Genomic DNA, 18025 nt, shown 5'->3' with positions numbered 1-18025 from the left:
GCGGTCAGACGGTCTCGGCGGTCGAGTTCAGTTGCCCCAGATGGAATCCGGTGGAGAACAGCGGGTCGAAGTAGTCATGGACGGGGCTGCGCAGATCGAGCTGTTCGGCGGCTTCGAGCAGGCCGAGTTCGTCCAGGGCCTGGCGCAGGCTGGTGAGCACCGGGTCCCAGGTCTCCCATTGGCTGAGGATGTAGTCACGGGCGTCATCGGTGGGCGCGCCTTCGGCGAAATGGACTGCGGCGTCGCGTTTGCGTTCCCAATAGGCCAGGTCCGCGCCGGTGAGCACGAAGTGCTCGCAGGGGCCCTTCGGTCCGTCGCTGCAATTCTTGCCGTAAGGGCAGGCCGCGCCGCCGACGACCGGGCTGTAGCGGCAGAGACCATGCTCGACCGGCACCACGGTCAGGTCGATCCGGGCCGCCACGGCAGCGGGGTTCTCGGCCTTCAGCTCGGTGGGGCGCAGCAGGATGGTGCCGGGCTTGTCCATGCCGGGCCCGGCAGCCCAGATCCGCTGCAAGTGCCTCGTCATGGTGTCGTTGTTGTAGGTGGCGTAGTGGGCCAGCGCTTTCTCGGAGAAATGCCCGAGCAACTGCCGGACCAGTGCCGGTGGGGCGCCGTTGTTCAGCAGTGAGGTGGCCAGCGTCGCCCGGGTCTGATGCGAGGTGATCGAGCTGAGCCCGAGTCCTTGCAGCCATTCGTTGAACAGGTCACGGAACCAGGCCAGAGTGGCGAACAGTGTCAGGTCGTAGTTGGCGTTCGCGCGAGGAAACAGTGGCATCTCCCGCTCCCACCTGGCTTCCAGACGAGCCTGGCCGCGTTCGTCGAGGGCGGCCAGTTCGTCGCGGTAGCGGGTGCGCAACCTGTCCCGGGTGATTTCCTGCCGTCGGAGCAGGCACTCGTAAACAGGCAGGTAGCACGGCATTCCGTAGTCGACGACACCGACCTTGGAGACATCGCGCCAGATGTAGGGCTGCGCGGCGCCGACGATTCCGATGCAGCCGAGCCGAAGACTCAACGTCTCGCCGATCCGGCCTCCCTGGCATGCGTGGGTGAGCCAGATATCGGACAGGCCCGTGTTCTCGATGTCGAGAGCATCCAGTGCCCGCAGGCTCTCCGGCGCGACCAGCAGCTGGAAGTCGCCGTAGCTCAGCGGTCGTGGCCGTGGATTACTCTGCGGGACAGGATATTCCGGCAGACTGAGAATGAACGGGTCGAGTTCGGCAGCGGTCCGGCCCTGAGCACGAGCATCGCGTAGCACGATCCGGACCGCGGACATGAGAACCTGCCGAGTCGAGGCGCTGAAGACCCGCGGCTGATTGTGGGCGGTGACCACCGGCAGGGGAATCTTCTCCTGGAACCACAGGTCCCAGGTCTGTTTGACCATCTCCGCGTCGGCCTTGACCAAAGCTCGCGGGTATTCGCCGTGGTCGGCGCGGTTGTGTTCGAGCACCGCCGAAAGAAGCCCGACCCCAGAGAGCCGATAGTAGATCGTCTGCGCCGTGGGGCTCCTGCCAGCGGGTTTGAGCGCTTCGTCGCGCAAGTGATCCCAGAGGACATCGCGCAGCCAACGCTGTTTCACCGGGGTGAGATCCCAAGGCTTTCGCCGGCAGCGACCTCCCGCATCGCGAAACGGCGCCGCGCCGACCAGGATCGGGTCGAACCACCCAGCCGTTCTTGCTGATTCCGCGGTGAACATGAGGCTTCGAGCCGCAGACACCAAGGCCAGCAAGACATATCGCGGACTTCGGGTGTTCGCGTCCGCCAACTCGGCGACCGCCGGATCGGTGAGAGAACGAACTCCCGCGATCACCAGTATCTCGACGACGGTCCGCAGCACCGGCGGTCGCCATTGGGCGCGCCAGGCAATCTGAGCATGCCGATGCAGGGCATATCGGATCTCGCGCTGCAATCCGATCGGGAGCGCTGCCAGCGACAACAGGCCCCGGGCGCTGGGCGGCGATGTGGAGGCGACGACGGTCGAATCGCGGAAGAACTCTTCCCATTCCGGATCGTGCCGCGAGGTTCTCGACTGTTTCAGCCAGTTCCTCAGGTGCTGGGCGTGGCTGACGCAGAGTGATCGTTTGACCCCGCCCACGACCATGCCCCGGGCCTTGTCGTGGACGCACCGATCGATCGCGCACGACTGCACCGGGTGCAGCGGCTGTTGCCTCGCGCACCAATCAATTTCGCGCTCACCCTTTCTCCGGGCCTTTCCCAGCGAGTTGATGTGAGCCCGGCAGTAACCACGCGCCACCTGTTCCCGCTCGCAGCCGCCGATCATGCAGGCAGGGCTTCGTATCAACGCGCGACCGAAGACCTGTGATCGGTTCGGTATAGCGTCGGCGAGGAAATCCTCGTAGGCGACGGTGTCCTTGACCTCGGTATATCTGCGTGCGTGGTCAACACAGAGCTGGGCCGACGGCGCGGTCGCGTGCAGCGCGCCGTCGCAGCCTTCGACACGGCAGCACTAGGCGTAGGTGGGGTGGTGCGGCGGAAACTCGATCGGCTCCGCGAGCAGCCAGTCCGGGAACTGCCGACTGACGATGTCGTAGCGCCGCTGTGGGCTCAGTCCCAGATACTCGGCCGCGGTGGCCGGAGCGGATGTCAGTGTGCTGCCGGTGGCCGTGTCCGGGGCGGTCACGACTCGACTCCGCGCCCGTGTGCCGGCGCAAGATACGGCTCGGCCGGTGGGCGGGCGGTGGCGTCCCACGCCTGCTGAAGGAACTTCATCGCGTGGCGGTTGGCCGACTTTCCGTAGACCTCGGTGACCATGGCCGGGCTGGACCAGCCGAACTCCTGCGCGGTCAGCTCGGCGTTGAAGTCCGACTCGGCATAGAGCGCGGCCGCGGCCTTGTGCCGGAAGGAATGCGGAACCAGGTGGACGTTCAGGCCAGCACGGCCGCAGGCGCGGCGCAGCATCTTGCGGACACCGCCGGTGTGCAGCGCCGCGCCGGCGGTGGCGCCGGTGAGGTGGACCAGGACCTGCTCGTGGTCGGCCAGGTGCTGGATCGGATGGAACTCGTCGAGCAGGTAGGCGTAGAACGTGCTGATCATGTCGTTCGAGACCGCGCGGATCACCCCGTCGACGGTGTAACCGTCCCGGGCCGAGGTCGCCGGAACGTAAGACTTCGCGCGAGCCCGATTGGGGTTGTCGTCGCGGCCGACGACGTGGACATGCGGATCCGCGCGCTGCCCGCAGGGGTGGTTCCGGGTCAGGTGCAGGTCGCAGAACCGCAGCCCGCAGAGCCCGCCGACGCGCAGCCCACCGTCGTGCAACCAGGTCACGATCATGACGTCGCGGGCAGTCGGGAGAACCCCGGGCTCGAACAACGCCTCGACGACCTCGTCCGGCAAGAACCGCGGCCGACGCGAACCCTTGTGCGGGGCAAGAGGATTCGACTCGACCGACCGCCGACCACCACGAGCGAAGCTGCGGCCGCAGGTCAACGCCTCGACCAGATCCGGCCGGACCTCGCCGGTCACCTGCAACGACAGATAGTAAGCCTTCACCACCGTCGCGACGTTGCCCGCCGCCGACGGGCCCAGCGGCTTCTGCTCCGGTCGCCGCCAGACCAGGCCGTAGACGCCGTCGACCCGGCCGGTCACGCCGTTCATGTAGCGGCGCAGGTCATCGAAGGTGACCGTGTCCGGGCCGCGGTTGTTCACATACAGCCAGTTCAGGTGATCGACGAGGCTGTAGGCGTAGGTCTCCTGTGTCGAGGTCCCGTACCTGGTCAGCACCGTCAGCGACGGACGATGCACCTCCCCGGACGGGGTGAAGATCCAGTGCGACAACCGGCCGTCGCGGTGGCGGACCTTCCGGACCATGAACCGATCGAGATCCACCGCCGCCGGTGGGGACGTATGTGTGGCGAATGTAGGCATCAATCCCTGTTCGCCACAGCGTCGTTCAGGGATGGGTACGAATGTCACGGACGCCGATTACGTGGGCGGTAAGCGCCAAATGTTCGGCCGCGCCAAACCAGACCTGCTCCGCAAACGAATCCTGTTGAGCGACTAAGGAACCCGACCAGACGGAATCACGAAATTTGTGCCTGATCCAGTATTCAGCCGGACGCGACAACGTGGTGCGCACCTCGATGAAACGCTGCCCGGCTTCCTCGACGATCCTGCGATGCTCCACTTCCTGCGGTGCTGGATCGGCGTGTGCTCGGGCAAATGCGCGGACTTCACTGACGAGAACACCAAGCTGAGCTGTCACGGCCGAGGCGGTGGCCGCAACGGCGGCGGGGTCTTTCGAGGACGACCTTGTCGGCGGTGTGTTCCGCAGCTTTGAACAAGCCGCGGCGGATCTCGCCCAGCCGTGCTTCGTCGACGACCGGTGCAGGGGCTGACCTGGCGACCAGTTCGCGGAAAAGTTGCTGATTTGCGCGGTCGGCAGAGCTGAGGTCGGTGAGCAGGTCGAGGTAGGCGAGCGCGCGGCGCCACGGCAGATGTTCGAGCCGTGGCTCGTGCAGCTGCCCGTCCTGCTGTCGCTGTGCTTCTCGCATCTGCTGGCGCTCGAGCGCCAGCTGGCGCCTACTCTCGGTTCGGGGCGAAATCGACGCCGTCAGCACAGCCCCGATCGCTGTGCCGAGGATTCCGACAACTGCAACGAGAACACTGGTCGCCACTAGCCCCCCGGATTTCCTGCGACCAGTATGACGCGACAGTCGGGTCAGGGTTCGGCGTTCGTGACACTGCGATCGAGCACCGCCCATTCGGCAGCTACAGAGGCGTGCAGCACCCCCGGGTGGTTTCATCACTGACTTCGTTCGGCCTGGTCGCCGGGCCTGGCATCTCGCGGTCCAACTGCGCCGTTGGGGGACGCACTCGCCGCGAACGATCGACGCGTATTGGGCGGCCCGGCGACCTGAACGAGGGTTACACCGCTGCCATGGTCTGGTCGACGACTTCGGCGCCGGCGGCGTTCTTCTTGATCGATTCGATGCCGTTCTTGGCGGCGGCTTTGCTCTCGTATGCTTCCGATGCTGCGATGATCTCGCCGTTGGGGGCTTTCAAGCGGAACCGTATCTTGCCGGCCTTGTCCTTGTAGAGCTCGAATTTTGCAGCCATCTCAGTTACCTCGCGTCTCATTCGAACGGATAGCACCTGACCTGCTGAGAGTAGGCCACCCGGATAGATCAAGCCGACATTTCAGGCACATGGCGGGCTGACTCCTGGCTAAGTGGACGGGCGTCCTGACAGGATGCACAATTCAAAGAGAACCGACCTGTTGGTTCATTACCTGTGCTCATGTCGCTGGCGCTACGCCATGACCTCGTGTGTCCCGTTCATCTCGTCGACGGAGGATCGGGTTCTGTTGCTGGACAGATTCTTTCGATCTTCATCGAGTAGCGCGAGGGAATCGGCGTGGGTTTCTGCATGCACGCGGCGGGCATCTCCGTGCAGCGCAGCGACACTCGCCGCGGCTGCGGCATCGATGCGGTCATTCTTGCGGCGCCCGCCACGGGAGTGCTGCCGGACCCGCGCCGTTGCGGCCGATGCCACATCCATCACGGTTTCATCCATCGTGACCAGCCACAGCGCCAAGTGGTGACCGAGTCCCTCGGCGTTCTGCGCGGCCCAGCCGCGTTCGGTTCACTGCCGCTCCCACGCGAGCAGCTTGCGATAGCCGGCGAAACTCGCGTCGATCCGGAGTGAGCCGAGATCGGAACTTGTTGCCGGATCGACAGCGGTGGCGGTGTGGGTGGACTTGTGCGGATCGACGCCGATCAGCATCATCAGGTTCGTTCCTCGTTGTTGTCGGATGGGGAATCCACGGCCGACATGTCGACTTTAAGAGCCTTTCACAGCAGGTTGTCGTCATACCTCTGTCGAGTCGGACCGTGAACGGAGACCGGACGGGTAGGCACATCACGGGCAAGTCAACCGCAAGGGCGACAGACGGTTCACGAGTCAGCCCGCCCGGTCTCCTACGGCACGCTACGTGGCAGCTGACCTCGAACACGAACTGCTGCAATCAGATAAGTCGACGGTTCAGTGTGACTAACCGATCGATGCAGCGGCTACCTGCACGCTGACCGAGGCCGCTCGGCCGGTCCATGGCCGCTGCTGGACCTGAGTTTCTGATGGCGGATGTGTAGTGCTACAAACGTAATCGGTGCCGGGACGGGACGCACGCCCTTCCCGGTGCCGCAGCCGATGACCGGATACCCGCGGACGTCCCGGTCGCCCGGACCGTGAATACCATCGGATCCGTGGGTTTTCGTCGTTCACACAGTCGGGAGCGTCCCAGCACGGTGCGATGCAGGCTGCGGATAGCGTCGGGTGTCAGTTGATCGGTGGACATGGGGGTCGCAGCTTGGTCAACGGGGACTCGTTTCGATGCGTTTCGGCGTAGCGGTGGGGTTAGATCTGAAGTGGCGCAGCGTCGCTCGTTCAGGTGCACTGCGGCATTGGTCATGCGTTCGCGGGAAGTTATCGCGTTGAAGGGGTGGGTTGCTGATGGCGCGGGTGGTGTGCGTGCATGGGATCGGGCAGCAGGTCTCCGGTAGCGAAGTCATGCTCAAGGATTGGGTGCCCGCGCTGAATAGCGGTTTGAGCCTGGCCGGGGCAGCGCGGCTCACCGAGAACGAAGTCGTGGCGGGCTTCTACGGGGATCTGTTTCGTCTGCCCGGGCAACCGCTTTCGGGGCCGGAGCCGTGGTACGACGCAGGCGATGTCGAACCCGGCGTGGAGCTGGACCTGCTAACCGTCTGGTGGGAAGCCGCCGCGTCAAGCGACACTGTGGTGCAGGTCCCTGATGATCTGAGCCTGAGCGGGCGGGCGCCGGTGTCGGTGCAGCGCCGGCTCGAGCGACTCGCTGATTCCAGGTTCTTCGCCGGGATCGCGCTGCGCTCGATGGTCGGTGATCTCAAACAGGTTCGCCGCTACCTCACCGAACCCGTTCTCCGCGAACAGATCCGCGACCGTGTGCGCGATCAGATCAGCGAAGACACCCGCGTGGTGATCGCGCACTCCCTCGGCTCGGTCGTCGCCTACGAAACCTTGTGTGCCCTGCCCGGACACTCGGTGCGGGCGTTGATCACGATGGGGTCGCCGCTGGGGATCCCGAATCTGATCTTCGACCGCCTCGAGCCGGTACCGGCCCACGGGATCGGCGCCTGGCCCGGCGGGCAGCTGGTGTGGACCAACATCGCCGATGCTGGGGATGTGGTGGCTCTGGTCAAGCAGCTGAATCCGCTGTTCGGTTCCTCGTTCTCGCAGCGGGTGTGGGACACGCTGGTCCACAACGGTTCTCACGCGCATTCGGCTGTTCCGTATCTGACGGAGAAGCTGACCGGCCAGGCGATCGTGGGCGGCCTGGATGACCGGTGAGCCGGGCGGCGGTGGCCCACGGCGGTTTCTGATCGCGGTGGCGGTTGCTGATCATGCTGTTGCGGGTCCGGGCTGGGACAGGCCGGGGTTGTACCGGGCACGGGAGGACCTGGTGCGGCTGTTCACCGGGAGGTTCGGCTACAAGCTGGTCGAGACGGTGGGCATGAACCCCACCGCGGCACAGCTGTTGGACGCGCTCGACCGGTTCTGTCACGACGACGACCGGCGTCCCGATGACATGCTGGCGGTGTATTTCACCGGGCACGGTGAGCGTCTCGACGAGCTCGACCGTCACGTGTTGTTCACCGCCGACACCGACCCCGACCGCCCGCATCTGGCGGCGCGTACCAGCGACATCGCTGACGCGATCTTGTACAAGACCCCGGTGCGGCGGCTGCTGCTGATGCTCGATACCTGCTACTCGGGCAGCGGCGGCGCCGAATTCGCTGCCAAGGCACTGGACTCCTACCTACGTCGGTGGGGCACCAAGGTAGGGGACGGGATCGTCGTGCTCAGCTCAGCACAACCGCGTCAGCTCGCTGAGGCCGGGCGGTTCCCGCGCCTGCTCACCGAAGCGGCCGGGTCACTTGCCGCGGCCGGCTACAGTCCTCCGATCATCGCCATCCCCGCCTTGGTGAGCGAACTGCGTAAGCACGGCGCCGATCCTGCTGTTCAGGACATCGTCTATCACCTGCTGGCATTGACCGAGGACATACCGGAGTTCCTGCCCAACCCTCGTCATCACCCGAGCATGACCGGTGTCGATCTCGCGTTGCAGCAGGCGCAGGAGTGGGAGGATCACGCCGAGCGCCGCGAGGTCGAGTTCCGTACTCGGCTGCTGGTGCGGGCGATGGGCAACCGCGACGGCAAGGGCTGGTGGTTCTGCGGACGCCGCGCGGCGCTCACCGACATCACCACATGGCTCACCCGCCCCGACCCGAACCGGCCGCTGCTTGCGGTGACCGGTAACCCTGGCTCAGGCAAGACCGCGGTGCTCGGGCTGATCGCTGCCCTGGCCCACTCGGAATATCGCGATACCGTGCCTGTCCACAGCCTGAACCTTCCACCGGAAGCGGTTCCGAATCCCGGGATCGTGGATGTGGCGATCTACGCCCAGAACCTCACCATCGACCAGGTCCGAGACGGCATAGCCGCTGCCGCCCAACTGTCCGTGAGCACGATCGGGGAACTCGCCGAAGCTCTACACGAGCGAGAGGCGGCGCTGACGGTGCTGATCGATGGCCTCGACGAAGCCACCGAACCGCGTCAGCTGGCCCGAAAACTGCTGCGCCCGTTACTCGATCACGCCTGCGACGGGATCCGGCTGCTGGTCGGTACCCGCCCCTACCTACTCGACGAATTCGGGCTGACACGTGAGTCGGCACTGGACCTCGATGCGCCGCGCCACGCCGACCTCGACGCGTTGAGAACCTACGCCATCCGCGGACTCGTCGCGGCAGCACCCGACAGCATTTACACCGACCAAAGACCACCAGTGATCCGTGCGGTCGCCAGCGCAATCGCCGAGCAAGCGTATCCCTCGTTCTTGGTCACCCGAATCGTCGCCGCGACCCTGTCCGCCGACCCGAAACTGCCGAACACCTACGATCCCGCCTGGCGGGCGTCGCTGCCCGCCTTGCCCGGGGACGCCATGCGCCGCGACCTGCAATCGCGGCTCGGTGAAGATGCCCAGCGAGCACGGAACTTGTTGCGGCCCTTGGCGTTAGCGCAAGGTCAAGGGCTCCCGTGGGAAGACCTGTGGGCGTCGATCGCCTCCCAGATGGCCGGGATCACCTACACCGACGAGGATCTGATGTGGCTGCGCCACACCGCGGGCTCCTACGTCGTGGAAGCCACCGAGAACGGACGCTCGGCCTACCGCCTCTACCATCAAGCCCTCGCCGAACACCTCATCCGAGACCACGACTCCACCGCCGCCCACACCGCGTTCGTGCACGTATTGAAACAGCGGGTACCTCTAGACGGTGACGGATACCCAGACTGGGAACTCGCCCACCCCTACACGTTGCGCTATCTGGCCACCCACGCTGCCCATGCCGGCCTGATAGACGAGCTGATCACCGACACGGACTACCTTGTCCATGCCGAACCCGCGCCCCTGCTGGCCGCCATGCTTCGGGTAGAGAGCGAAGACGGGCTACTGACCCGAGCCATCTATCGCTGCCATCACCATCACCTCCCACCGATCCGTCGCCGCCAAGTACTGGCCATCGAAGCCGCACGCTTCGGAGCCGCACGCCAGCAACATCAGCTCAGCCGGAGAACGAGGTGGAAAATCCGCTGGGCCACAGGCACACTCACTCATCCAGCGCACCGCTCCACACTCACCGGGCATACCAGTTGGGTCGAAGCGGTGGAATGCAGCACGTTGGCCGGGCACGCTGTCGCGGTCACTACCGGCGACGACGGCACGGTGCGGGTCTGGGACCTAACCACAGGGAGCCTAACCACAGGGACCGAGCGAGCGGTGCTTGCCAGCGGTCATGGCGCCGCCAGCGCTGTGGCCTGCACCATGCTCGATGGAGACCTGGTCGCGGTCACCGGTAGTCATGACCACACGGTGCGGGTGTGGGACCTGGCCACAGGCATCGAACGTGCCGAGTTCACTGGCCATCGCAGCGCTGTCCGGGCAGTGGCCTGCACCGCGATCGATGGGCACCCGGTCGCAGTCACCGGTAGTCGCGACCGCACGGTGCGGGTGTGGGACCTGATCACCGGAGCCGAACGTGCTGTGCTTCACGGCCATACAGGCTCGGTTTCGGCTGTGGCCTGCACGGTTCTGGACGGTCACGCTGTCGCAGTCACCGGCGGTGACGATGACACGGTGAGAGTCTGGGACCTGAACACAGGAGTTGAACGCGCTGTGCTCACTGGGCACGCCGGTTGGGTCGGGGCGGTGGTGTGTACCGCGATCGACGGGCAGCCGATTGCGGTCACCGGCAGCAGCGACCGCACGGTGCGGGTCTGGGACCTGACCACGGGAACCGAACGCGCCATACTCACCGGACACACGGGCTGGGTTCAGGCAGTGGCCTGCACGATGCTCGATGGGCACCTGATCGCTGTCACCGGCAGCGACGACAACACCGTGCGGGTTTGGGATCTCGCTACACCTCACCCGCAGATGCTCGAATCCGGGCCGGGCGAATCAGGACAAGCCCCTGCGATGCAGCTCACTCGCAAGAAGACCGGCGCCTTCGAACAGCACGCTGCCCACGCGGGCTGGGGCTGGGCGGTGGCGAGTACCACGCTCGGGAAAGACGCGGTAGCTGTCATCTGCAGCCACGATGAGATATTGCGGGTCTGGGACCTGCGCACCGGGTTGGAACGCGCCAGACTTGCCGGCCAAACGGCCGCTGTCTTGTCGGTGGCCTGCACCATGCTTGACGGTTGTCCGGTCGCGGTCACCAGCGACGTAAACACGGTTCGAGTTTGGGACCTGGCCACGGGCACCGAACATGCCGTGCTTCCTGCGCACATCGACATCAGCGGGGCACTGGCCTGCACGATAGTTGACGAGCACCCTGTCGCCGTCATTGGCACCGAGGATGGCACGGTGCGGGTGTGGGACCTGACCACGAGAACCCAGCGCACCGAGTTCATCGGCCACAGGGACTTGGTCCTGGCAGTGGACTGCACTGCGATCGATGGGCATCCGGTTGCTGTCACCGGCAGTGACGACGGCACGGTGCGGGTCTGGGACTTGGCCGCCGAATCCGAACGCGCTGTGTTCGTTACCGACGACGGCTCGGTCAATTCGGTAGCCTGCACGGCCATTGACGGACGGCCGGTCGCTGTCACAGGCAGTCGCGACGGCACTGTACGGATCTGGGACCTGACTACGGAGACCGAGCACGGGGTACTCACCGGCCACACCGACAAGGTCATGGGGGCAGCCTGCACCCAGCTCCACAAGCACCCGGTCGCTATTACCGGCAGCTACGACCGCACAGTACGAATGTGGGACCTCGTCACGATGTCCACTGTTGCGGTGCTCGATTGCCCAGAGCGCGTGCGTTTCGTGCATGTAGGCCCTGGCAGCGAAATCATCGTGGGGCTCGACGGCGACATCGCAGTACTCGACTATCTGCCTCCAGCGTAGTGAATCCTCCCCGGTGTGTTCGGAAACTCAATCTTTCTGTGAAGGATGGAGTCGGAGTCGGTTGTTCGAACGACTGTGGCGCGGGCGCGCCGACCATAGTCTCGTTGTTGTCGTCTTGTGTTGGTTCCCAGTCCGTTTCGCTGGGTTGCCTCGAATCATTTGCGGACGGCGATCCCGGCGTAATGAGCAGAGCAGGAGTACCGATGACCAAGCCGTTTTCCGCCCCACAGCCCAGCTACCTGTCGGCCGCGGGCTCGCCGACGAAACAGAAGAAGTGGGTGTGGCTGGCCGCCGGCCCGGTACTGGCTCTCGTCCTGGCGGCACCCGCATGGAATAGCGCTCCGGCAGCGGCCGACGTCGCTCAGCCGGATATCGCGGCGCCGGTATCGACACATGCGGTCGAATTCTCCCTGGCCAAGCAGGACATCACCTCCAGCCAGCGCAACGCCATCCGATCTGCCCAGCAGTACCTCGACTACTCTGCCTTCTCCCGCAGCGGTCTGATCCACCAGCTCGAGTACGAAGGCTTCGCTACCGCAGACGCTACGTTCGCGGTGGACAGCCTGAATGTGGACTGGAACGAGCAAGCGGCAAAAAGCGCCAAGCAGTATCTTGAGTACACCTCGTTCTCTCGGTCCGGACTGATCGATCAGTTGGTGTATGAGGGCTTCACGCGTGCCCAGGCCGAGTACGGAGTCAATGCCGCCTACTGACAACCTCTTTCGGCAGTAGGCCCGGACACCGCAGCACCCCCTCCGGGCTTTGCACCCGCCTGCGATCTGTGATGGATCTATTTGCCCGTGGTGCCGTCGAGCAACTCGCGGAGGATGTCGAGGTGGCCGTTGTGGCGAGCCGTCTCTTCGGTGAGGTGCAGCAGAATCCAGCGCAGGTCGACTCGGACGCCATCACGGATGGTTCGTCTGGCGAGGGTGTCCAGACTGTGCGCGGCGACCAGTGTGCGGTAGTGGGCACTGTTCTCGGCGTACTCGTCGAGCAATCGTGGGAGGGGGATGTCGACGGCGATGCGCATCTCGCGGTCGGGGTCTTCGTCGGTCCAGGGGGCGTGGTCTTCCTCGCCGAGGAAGACCACCCGGAACCATTGGTTCTCGACCCAGCGCAGGTGGCTGATCAGGCCGTTGATGGTCATCAGCGGTGAGCTCGGCAAGACTGCCTTGCAGGCGTTTTCGGCGGAGACGCCTTCGCATTTAGCGAGGGCGGTGTGGCGTGCGTAGTCGAGGAACGTGGTGAGCTGGGTGCGTTCGTCCCACGCGGTCGGAGTGTCGTTGATTCTGAGCATCGCTGGAAGCATCGCCGATCACCGCGGCCGATGTCGAAGTATTTACCGGGTGGTGCAGACGAGGCGGCCGTCGGTGAGATCTGTTCCGGGTCGTGATCAGCGTGAACAGACTGTGCGGTCCGGCTGGCAGCTCGATAGCTATCTGGCCCCCCACGAAAACAGGACTCCCGGATTGAGAGAGAGTCGAGGGTCTAGCACAAGTTTGATTCTCTTCATCATGTACACGTCGATCGCGCTCCGGCCGAGATGAAGCCACTGGGTTTTCGCGCGACCGACTCCGCTTTCGGCGCTTATAGAACCCCGGTGGTCGGTGACAACTCCGAAAACGGCCTCAGTGATCGAGTCTGCTTGCGCTGACGGGACATCCAGAAGGTTGACGTGGATGTTGCCGTCAGCGAAGTGACCGAACATGATCGATCGCGTTGTCGGAAATCGCTGGGCTACAGCCGATTCGACAGCTCCCACGAAAGATGACATCGACTCGAGCGGCACCGACAGATCCAGTTTGATCACCGGTGTGCTGGACGCGCGGCCGATGCTTTCGGTATGCGCCTCACGCAATCGCCACAGCTTCCGGGCGGGCCGGCGATCGATCGCCACGTCATCGACAAAACCCTCGGCCTCAGCAAAGATCTCGAGCAGTGCATCCTCGGTACCACGGAGCGCTGAGACCTCGAACAAAACGTAGAACCTGGAGTGCGATTCGAACGGTCGACGCATATCGGTGTGCTTGCACACGATTTCGATTCCGTCTGCGGTCATCAATTCGGCGGCCTCAATGGTCAATCCGCTCCGGGCGACCAGTTCATACACGCGCAAGGCGGCGTCCACGGTCGCCACACCGGCGAGAAAGATGCTCGAATCTGCTGCGGGTGTCACCAGTTTCATCAAGACCTTGGTGATCACAGCCAGAGTGCCTTCACTACCTGCCAGCAACCCGGCCAGATCGTATCCGACATTGTCCCTGGCGAGCGGTGTCCAGCGGGACAAGACACTGCCGTCGGCCAGTACCGCTTCGACCCCGAGCAGCTGGGACCGCGTGTCACCGAACCGGATCATCCTGGTGCCGCCCGCATTCGTAGCGACGATGCCGCCGAGAGTCGCGGATTCTCTCGATGCCAGATCCACGCCAAACCGGAGGCCGTGTGCTGACGCTGCCGCATCGGCGCGTGCCACCGTGACGCCGGCGCCCGCTGCAATGGTGCAAGCGATCGGATCGACCGATTCGAGAAGATCCAGGCGCTTAGTACTCAAGAGCACCGAACCTGCCTGGGGGATACCGCCGCCCACCAGACCCGTGTTCCCACCCTGGGTGGTGATCGGAATGTGTGCCTCAGAGCAGGCGGTGACCACAGCGGAAACCTCTGCGGTGCTACCCGGTCGTACTACGGCGACAGTCGATCCCACCCATCGACCCGTCCAGTCCGTTGTATACCCGCGGGTGCGCGCCGGGTCTACTAGCACGTGCGCCGAACCGACGATATCGCGCAGCGAATCCCGAATTGCGTGGTCGGTACGGTCCATTGGCGACAGTTGTTCCGGCTCGCTCAAGATCGCACCTTCTTGTCATCGCGGGAGAGCGCTGCGCATCCGGCTTATGAAGGATCCGACAGGCGAATCAAAGGCTATGGGATCGATCGGCATGGCTGGTTCCCATACCTGGCAACTAAAGCGGGCCAGGGGGATTCGGTTTTGCGCGGAGCCGTGCAACCGCTGGACCAGTGGAGCCTTCGGGTTTCATCCGAGTCGAGCGTGCGCATCGGTCTAGGTCATCGAGGGCAGCGCTTCCATGATCGCCGACGTATCCGTCTCAGCCTGCCGACGCATGCGGGGGATTCGGCGAGCTACGCAGCGGATCAAGCGGCGTGGATGCAGGTGGGTAAGGGGCGGTGGTTGCGCGGGAACGTCAGTAACGTGCGCCCCCGACTTTGCCTGCATGGTGCGTGATCTGGCGATAGGCAGCGCGGAGGTCGCCTCGGAGAGCGAAAACTCTGTGGCGATCTGAGGGGGTCTGCTCGCCCTCGGTTGGTAGCCGAAGACACCTGGGTAAGTTCTGCGCGCAGTGTGTGGCGGGAGATGTTGAGGCGCCCCTGGCCGGTTCAGAGGTTAAGGGAAGCGCGCGCTCGGACCGTTGGGGCAAGAGGTTCCGCTGCAGCAGCAACAGTTTCAGCACGGACAGTTTCGGGTTGCCGTTCTCTTCATTCGCCGCTGCGGTGCCACTAGGAGATGAGCGTGCCGTCGCGGCGCAGCAGCCGCACGAATCGACCACCGTGGCGGGGTCGAGGGACCGACCATTGCATCGCCGGCGGACCGCCAGACGGACACGGAGAACTCGGCAACTGCCTCGGATGGCTCGGCCGCTCGAGACCAGTTCCTGCCATCCGATCCGGGGTCCCCGCCCACAGCTGCGGAGGTTGACCATACCGTCGAGCGATTCCCATTGGTGAGAATGACTGTCGGCGGACGTCTTCGAGAATTGACGGGCAAGGCCTGCTCATCCGAAGGAGCGCGATCGGTTGATGATGCTTCCCGACGAGGTGGCGATATTCCTCAATCTGCTCGGCATCCCATGGGTGAATATCGATGAGGAGGAGGTGCGCCGGGCCGCTGACCATATCCGGGGTTTCGTCGCCGATGTGTCATCCACCATCGATGACGCGTCCACAGAGATCACCGCGATGGGAGTGGATTACTCCGGCAGATCGTATGAGGCCCTCCTCGCGACGTGGGCGCGGCTGTCGGGGACCCATCATGCCGCGTTCGAGGTCGGCGGGCATGCGGTGGCCACGGCCATGGATGTCGGGGCAGACCTGATCGTGGCAGCAAAGGCGGCGGCGATCGCTGAACTCAGCGCGCTCGCCCTAGGAGCGGGTGCGCTTCTCGTGACCGGAGGCGGAGCAGCGTTACAACCGCTGATTCAGTTGGCTGCGCGCCGGATCACGTGGGCGCTGAAAGCCTACGTTGAACAATACGTGCTGTGCGAGCTGATCGAGCGAGCGATTTCCGAGTTCGAGACCGAGATCGACCGCATAGTCGACGCAGCCGCAGAGAAGGCATTCGATACGGCGAGCCAGTTGCTCGGTGTGCATCCAGCCAGCGAGCTGCGGATCGATGCCGACGAAGTGCTGCGCCGGGCGCAGATCTTGGAAAGCTACGCCGACGATATCGCTGACCATTATCGACGCTTCGCAGACAGCTTGGCGGGCATCGCTATCGAGTCCGGCGCAGACTCAGGGGATCTCTCTGTTTCCGCTGACGCTGCCGTGCGGCAACCAATGTTGCCGGTAGAATCGTCCTCTCGACCGATCGTAGCGTCGGCAGCATTCGACCGCGCTGATCAGCTCACGAGGAATCACACCACCCCAGCCGTGCCTGAGTCGACGCGGGCACTCGCAGATGGACGGGTGCAGACTTCGCCGGACAGTGATACTGAACAGCCCCAACTGCGTTGGCTATCAACTGGTATCCAACTTCCGCCGTCCGCTGTCCCCGTCCCGCAACGAGGTCCCGTCGCCAACACCGTCGGGCCATCGGCACTGGAGACGGCTCGTTCACATGATGCCGATAGCGGCATAGTGGCCTCGCCGGATGCACGACTCGGCCACAACGAATCCGAAGCCTACGCGCAGACTAAAAGCTCCACTGAACATTGGAACCCGTTCGCAACGGGATCGCAGAGTCGACCGCAAATTTGGCCTGTCGGCCACGGTCCGGATCTCAGCATGCAAGCCGACATCCATGCCGGCGCCGATACGGGCTCATGTGACACGAGCGTCCCTCCAGTGCCACCAAGGCCCGACCGTGCGTTCGCGAAAACATCTGAAAAGCAAAACAAATCCAAACAAGAATCGCAGCATAAGGCTAACTCGAAACTCTCCCACGATCGTAGGTCGACACGCACACCGTGGTCCATACCGGCACGCGACACACCGACGACCACCCCGTGGACTACGACGGCACCGTCACGACAACCAACTATCCCCGAACCCGAGTCGGCGCGGGACTCGCAGAGGAACGGTCTGACGACGAATCGAGGAGTGGTACAAGGACTTTGACGCGGGTGAAGGCCGAGAAGGGTGATTCTGGCACGGCCGCCATGCCACAAGACTGAAGGGGACAGCGACGGACGCCAGGTTGGTGGGGCGGGCCTCGTTCGGCGAGAAGGCGTTCGGAGCTAGCATCGGCGGATGGCAGCCACCGCTGGAGACACCAGCGTAGGTGCGACGCACCTAGGATTGAGGGCTGATGCCCGGCAAATATCCGGGCCGGGGAAGGTGGCATGTCACCTCTGGTGAGGTCGTTCGGCAATCTACTAAACGCGGCCGAGCGAGGGGTAACGGCCCTTCGGGATGTCATGGGTTCCACTGCGCGTGCGATCGCGGCATCGGCATGGAGCTGCGTGCAGACCGATCAGCGCGGCCTCGATGGCCTCCGGCGCGCCACAGTGCAGCCGGACCCGCTGACAGATCCGTTGTTCGGAAAGGGGATTCGTCCAGGGGGCGGATTCGATGCGCATTGTGCGTTCTGTCGGATCGCCGCAGGCACGGGCCCTGCCGAAATCAAGTCGGTCCGGCCGCACTCGATTGAGCTTGTACCGTTGGATCCGGTTACGGCAGGGCATCGCATCGTCATCCCCAGGAAGCACGTCGCCAATGTCGGCATAGATCCGGAGATTTCTGGGGCGGTGTTCGCGCATGCTGCTGAACTCGCGTCTGCCCATCCCAATGCTTTCGTTACTACAAGTCGTGGCGGACCGGCCACTCAGACGATAGAGCACCTTCATCTGCATGTCGTGCCGATGAGACCGGACGGCGGCTTGCCTATCCTGTGGACAGGCCAGCTGAAAACGAGCGAGGTGCCAGTGATGCACGAATGTGGTTTCTGTGCCCGTGCGGTAGCACCTGAGAATATTGTTGAGCAATGGCCCGACGCCGACCTGATTTCGCCGGTCAATCCGGTCACTACAGGTCATGTCATGGTAGTGCCGCATCAGCACGGTAGCTTTTCTGATTCGGCATTCGCACGATCGGCGATGGAACACGCCGCAGAGTGGGCGAGCCGAACTCCTGACCAATCCGCCAATCTCGTTGCGCCGTTCGGGCCGGATGTGCAGAACAACGACCACTCGAAAATTCACTATGTACCCCGCCACTACGGCGACCAACTCCCAATGCCCTGGACGCCACAGCAAAGCGGAAAAGAATAGCTACCGGCGGGGCAAATCTACCTGGCGAGCGAAGCGCACCGCTCGGTTGTGTGCCTGTCGT

Annotated in this window: 13 protein-coding genes and 1 pseudogene; 5 read left to right on the top strand and 9 right to left on the bottom strand. The window is 64.1% G+C overall.

Going from position 1 to position 18025, the window contains the following annotated elements; all coding sequences use genetic code 11:
• Window positions 1-4: 4 nt before the first annotated feature.
• The 7 genes and pseudogenes from O3I_RS24490 to O3I_RS47070 form a co-directional block, all read right to left on the bottom strand.
• Complete coding sequence (locus O3I_RS24490; RefSeq protein WP_237748125.1) at window positions 5-2098, bottom strand: site-specific integrase; 2094 nt, start codon at window positions 2096-2098, stop codon at window positions 5-7.
• A 366-nt stretch (window positions 2099-2464) separates the two neighbouring features.
• Window positions 2465-2638 (bottom strand): hypothetical protein, encoded by a 174-nt coding sequence (locus O3I_RS46425; RefSeq protein ID WP_237748124.1) that lies wholly within the window; start codon window positions 2636-2638, stop codon window positions 2465-2467.
• Entirely contained in the window at window positions 2635-3882 is a 1248-nt protein-coding gene (locus O3I_RS24485) for a tyrosine-type recombinase/integrase (RefSeq protein WP_051067005.1), read from the bottom strand. The genes O3I_RS46425 and O3I_RS24485 overlap by 4 nt, the downstream gene beginning before the upstream one ends.
• A 25-nt stretch (window positions 3883-3907) precedes the next feature.
• Complete coding sequence (locus O3I_RS24480) at window positions 3908-4219, bottom strand: hypothetical protein (protein WP_141692241.1); 312 nt, start codon at window positions 4217-4219, stop codon at window positions 3908-3910.
• On the bottom strand, window positions 4188-4574 hold the full coding sequence (locus O3I_RS44985; RefSeq protein ID WP_141692242.1) for a hypothetical protein: 387 nt from the start codon (window positions 4572-4574) through the stop codon (window positions 4188-4190). The genes O3I_RS24480 and O3I_RS44985 overlap by 32 nt, the downstream gene beginning before the upstream one ends.
• A gap of 307 nt (window positions 4575-4881) precedes the next feature.
• Window positions 4882-5073: a YegP family protein gene (locus tag O3I_RS24470; protein WP_014985672.1), complete on the bottom strand. Its 192-nt coding sequence runs from the start codon at window positions 5071-5073 to the stop codon at window positions 4882-4884.
• Window positions 5074-5307: 234 nt separating this feature from the next.
• A pseudogene (locus tag O3I_RS47070) lies at window positions 5308-5742 on the bottom strand (IS110 family transposase); the annotation flags it as partial.
• Between the two features lie 723 nt (window positions 5743-6465).
• On the opposite strand from O3I_RS47070, the gene O3I_RS24460 reads away from it, so the two are divergent.
• From O3I_RS24460 to O3I_RS24450, 3 genes are all read left to right on the top strand, one after another.
• Window positions 6466-7338, top strand: a complete 873-nt coding sequence (locus O3I_RS24460; RefSeq protein WP_014985671.1) for a hypothetical protein — start codon at window positions 6466-6468, stop codon at window positions 7336-7338.
• Window positions 7328-11461 carry a caspase family protein gene (locus tag O3I_RS24455; protein ID WP_081594109.1) on the top strand — a complete coding sequence of 1378 codons (4134 nt, stop codon included), beginning with the start codon at window positions 7328-7330 and terminating at the stop codon, window positions 11459-11461. Before O3I_RS24460 ends, O3I_RS24455 begins: the two co-directional genes overlap by 11 nt.
• A 203-nt stretch (window positions 11462-11664) precedes the next feature.
• On the top strand, window positions 11665-12174 hold the full coding sequence (locus O3I_RS24450; RefSeq protein WP_014985669.1) for an Ltp family lipoprotein: 510 nt from the start codon (window positions 11665-11667) through the stop codon (window positions 12172-12174).
• A gap of 77 nt (window positions 12175-12251) precedes the next feature.
• Here the strand turns inward: O3I_RS24450 and O3I_RS24445 are convergent, their stop codons facing one another.
• Window positions 12252-12758 (bottom strand): DinB family protein, encoded by a 507-nt coding sequence (locus O3I_RS24445; RefSeq protein ID WP_014985668.1) that lies wholly within the window; start codon window positions 12756-12758, stop codon window positions 12252-12254.
• Between the two features lie 138 nt (window positions 12759-12896).
• Window positions 12897-14282 (bottom strand): FAD-binding oxidoreductase, encoded by a 1386-nt coding sequence (locus O3I_RS24440; RefSeq protein WP_041562847.1) that lies wholly within the window; start codon window positions 14280-14282, stop codon window positions 12897-12899.
• Between the two features lie 995 nt (window positions 14283-15277).
• Between O3I_RS24440 and O3I_RS44975 the strand changes: the two genes are divergently transcribed.
• On the top strand, window positions 15278-16813 hold the full coding sequence (locus O3I_RS44975) for a hypothetical protein (protein WP_141692269.1): 1536 nt from the start codon (window positions 15278-15280) through the stop codon (window positions 16811-16813).
• A 344-nt stretch (window positions 16814-17157) separates the two neighbouring features.
• Window positions 17158-17964 carry an HIT domain-containing protein gene (locus O3I_RS44035; RefSeq protein ID WP_202804871.1) on the top strand — a complete coding sequence of 269 codons (807 nt, stop codon included), beginning with the start codon at window positions 17158-17160 and terminating at the stop codon, window positions 17962-17964.
• Window positions 17965-18025: the final 61 nt, after the last annotated feature.

The sequence above is a fragment of the Nocardia brasiliensis ATCC 700358 genome, from assembly GCF_000250675.2.
Classification (GTDB): domain Bacteria; phylum Actinomycetota; class Actinomycetes; order Mycobacteriales; family Mycobacteriaceae; genus Nocardia; species Nocardia brasiliensis_B.
The sequence above is the reverse complement of the archived record's forward strand: the minus strand, read 5'-3'. Positions and strand labels throughout refer to the sequence as shown.

Bases quoted from the DNA above. Each gene is read 5' to 3' on its own strand.
- O3I_RS24455 (WP_081594109.1), top strand. From the start codon at position 7,328: ATGACCGGTGAGCCGGGCGGCGGTGGCCCACGGCGGTTTCTGATCGCG.
- O3I_RS24460 (WP_014985671.1), top strand. From the start codon at position 6,466: ATGGCGCGGGTGGTGTGCGTGCATGGGATCGGGCAGCAGGTCTCCGGT.
- O3I_RS24440 (WP_041562847.1), bottom strand. From the start codon at position 14,282: ATGGACCGTACCGACCACGCAATTCGGGATTCGCTGCGCGATATCGTC.
- O3I_RS24470 (WP_014985672.1), bottom strand. From the start codon at position 5,073: ATGGCTGCAAAATTCGAGCTCTACAAGGACAAGGCCGGCAAGATACGG.
- O3I_RS24450 (WP_014985669.1), top strand. From the start codon at position 11,665: ATGACCAAGCCGTTTTCCGCCCCACAGCCCAGCTACCTGTCGGCCGCG.
- O3I_RS44975 (WP_141692269.1), top strand. From the start codon at position 15,278: ATGATGCTTCCCGACGAGGTGGCGATATTCCTCAATCTGCTCGGCATC.
- O3I_RS24445 (WP_014985668.1), bottom strand. From the start codon at position 12,758: ATGCTCAGAATCAACGACACTCCGACCGCGTGGGACGAACGCACCCAG.
- O3I_RS24490 (WP_237748125.1), bottom strand. From the start codon at position 2,098: ATGGTCGTGGGCGGGGTCAAACGATCACTCTGCGTCAGCCACGCCCAG.
- O3I_RS24485 (WP_051067005.1), bottom strand. From the start codon at position 3,882: ATGCCTACATTCGCCACACATACGTCCCCACCGGCGGCGGTGGATCTC.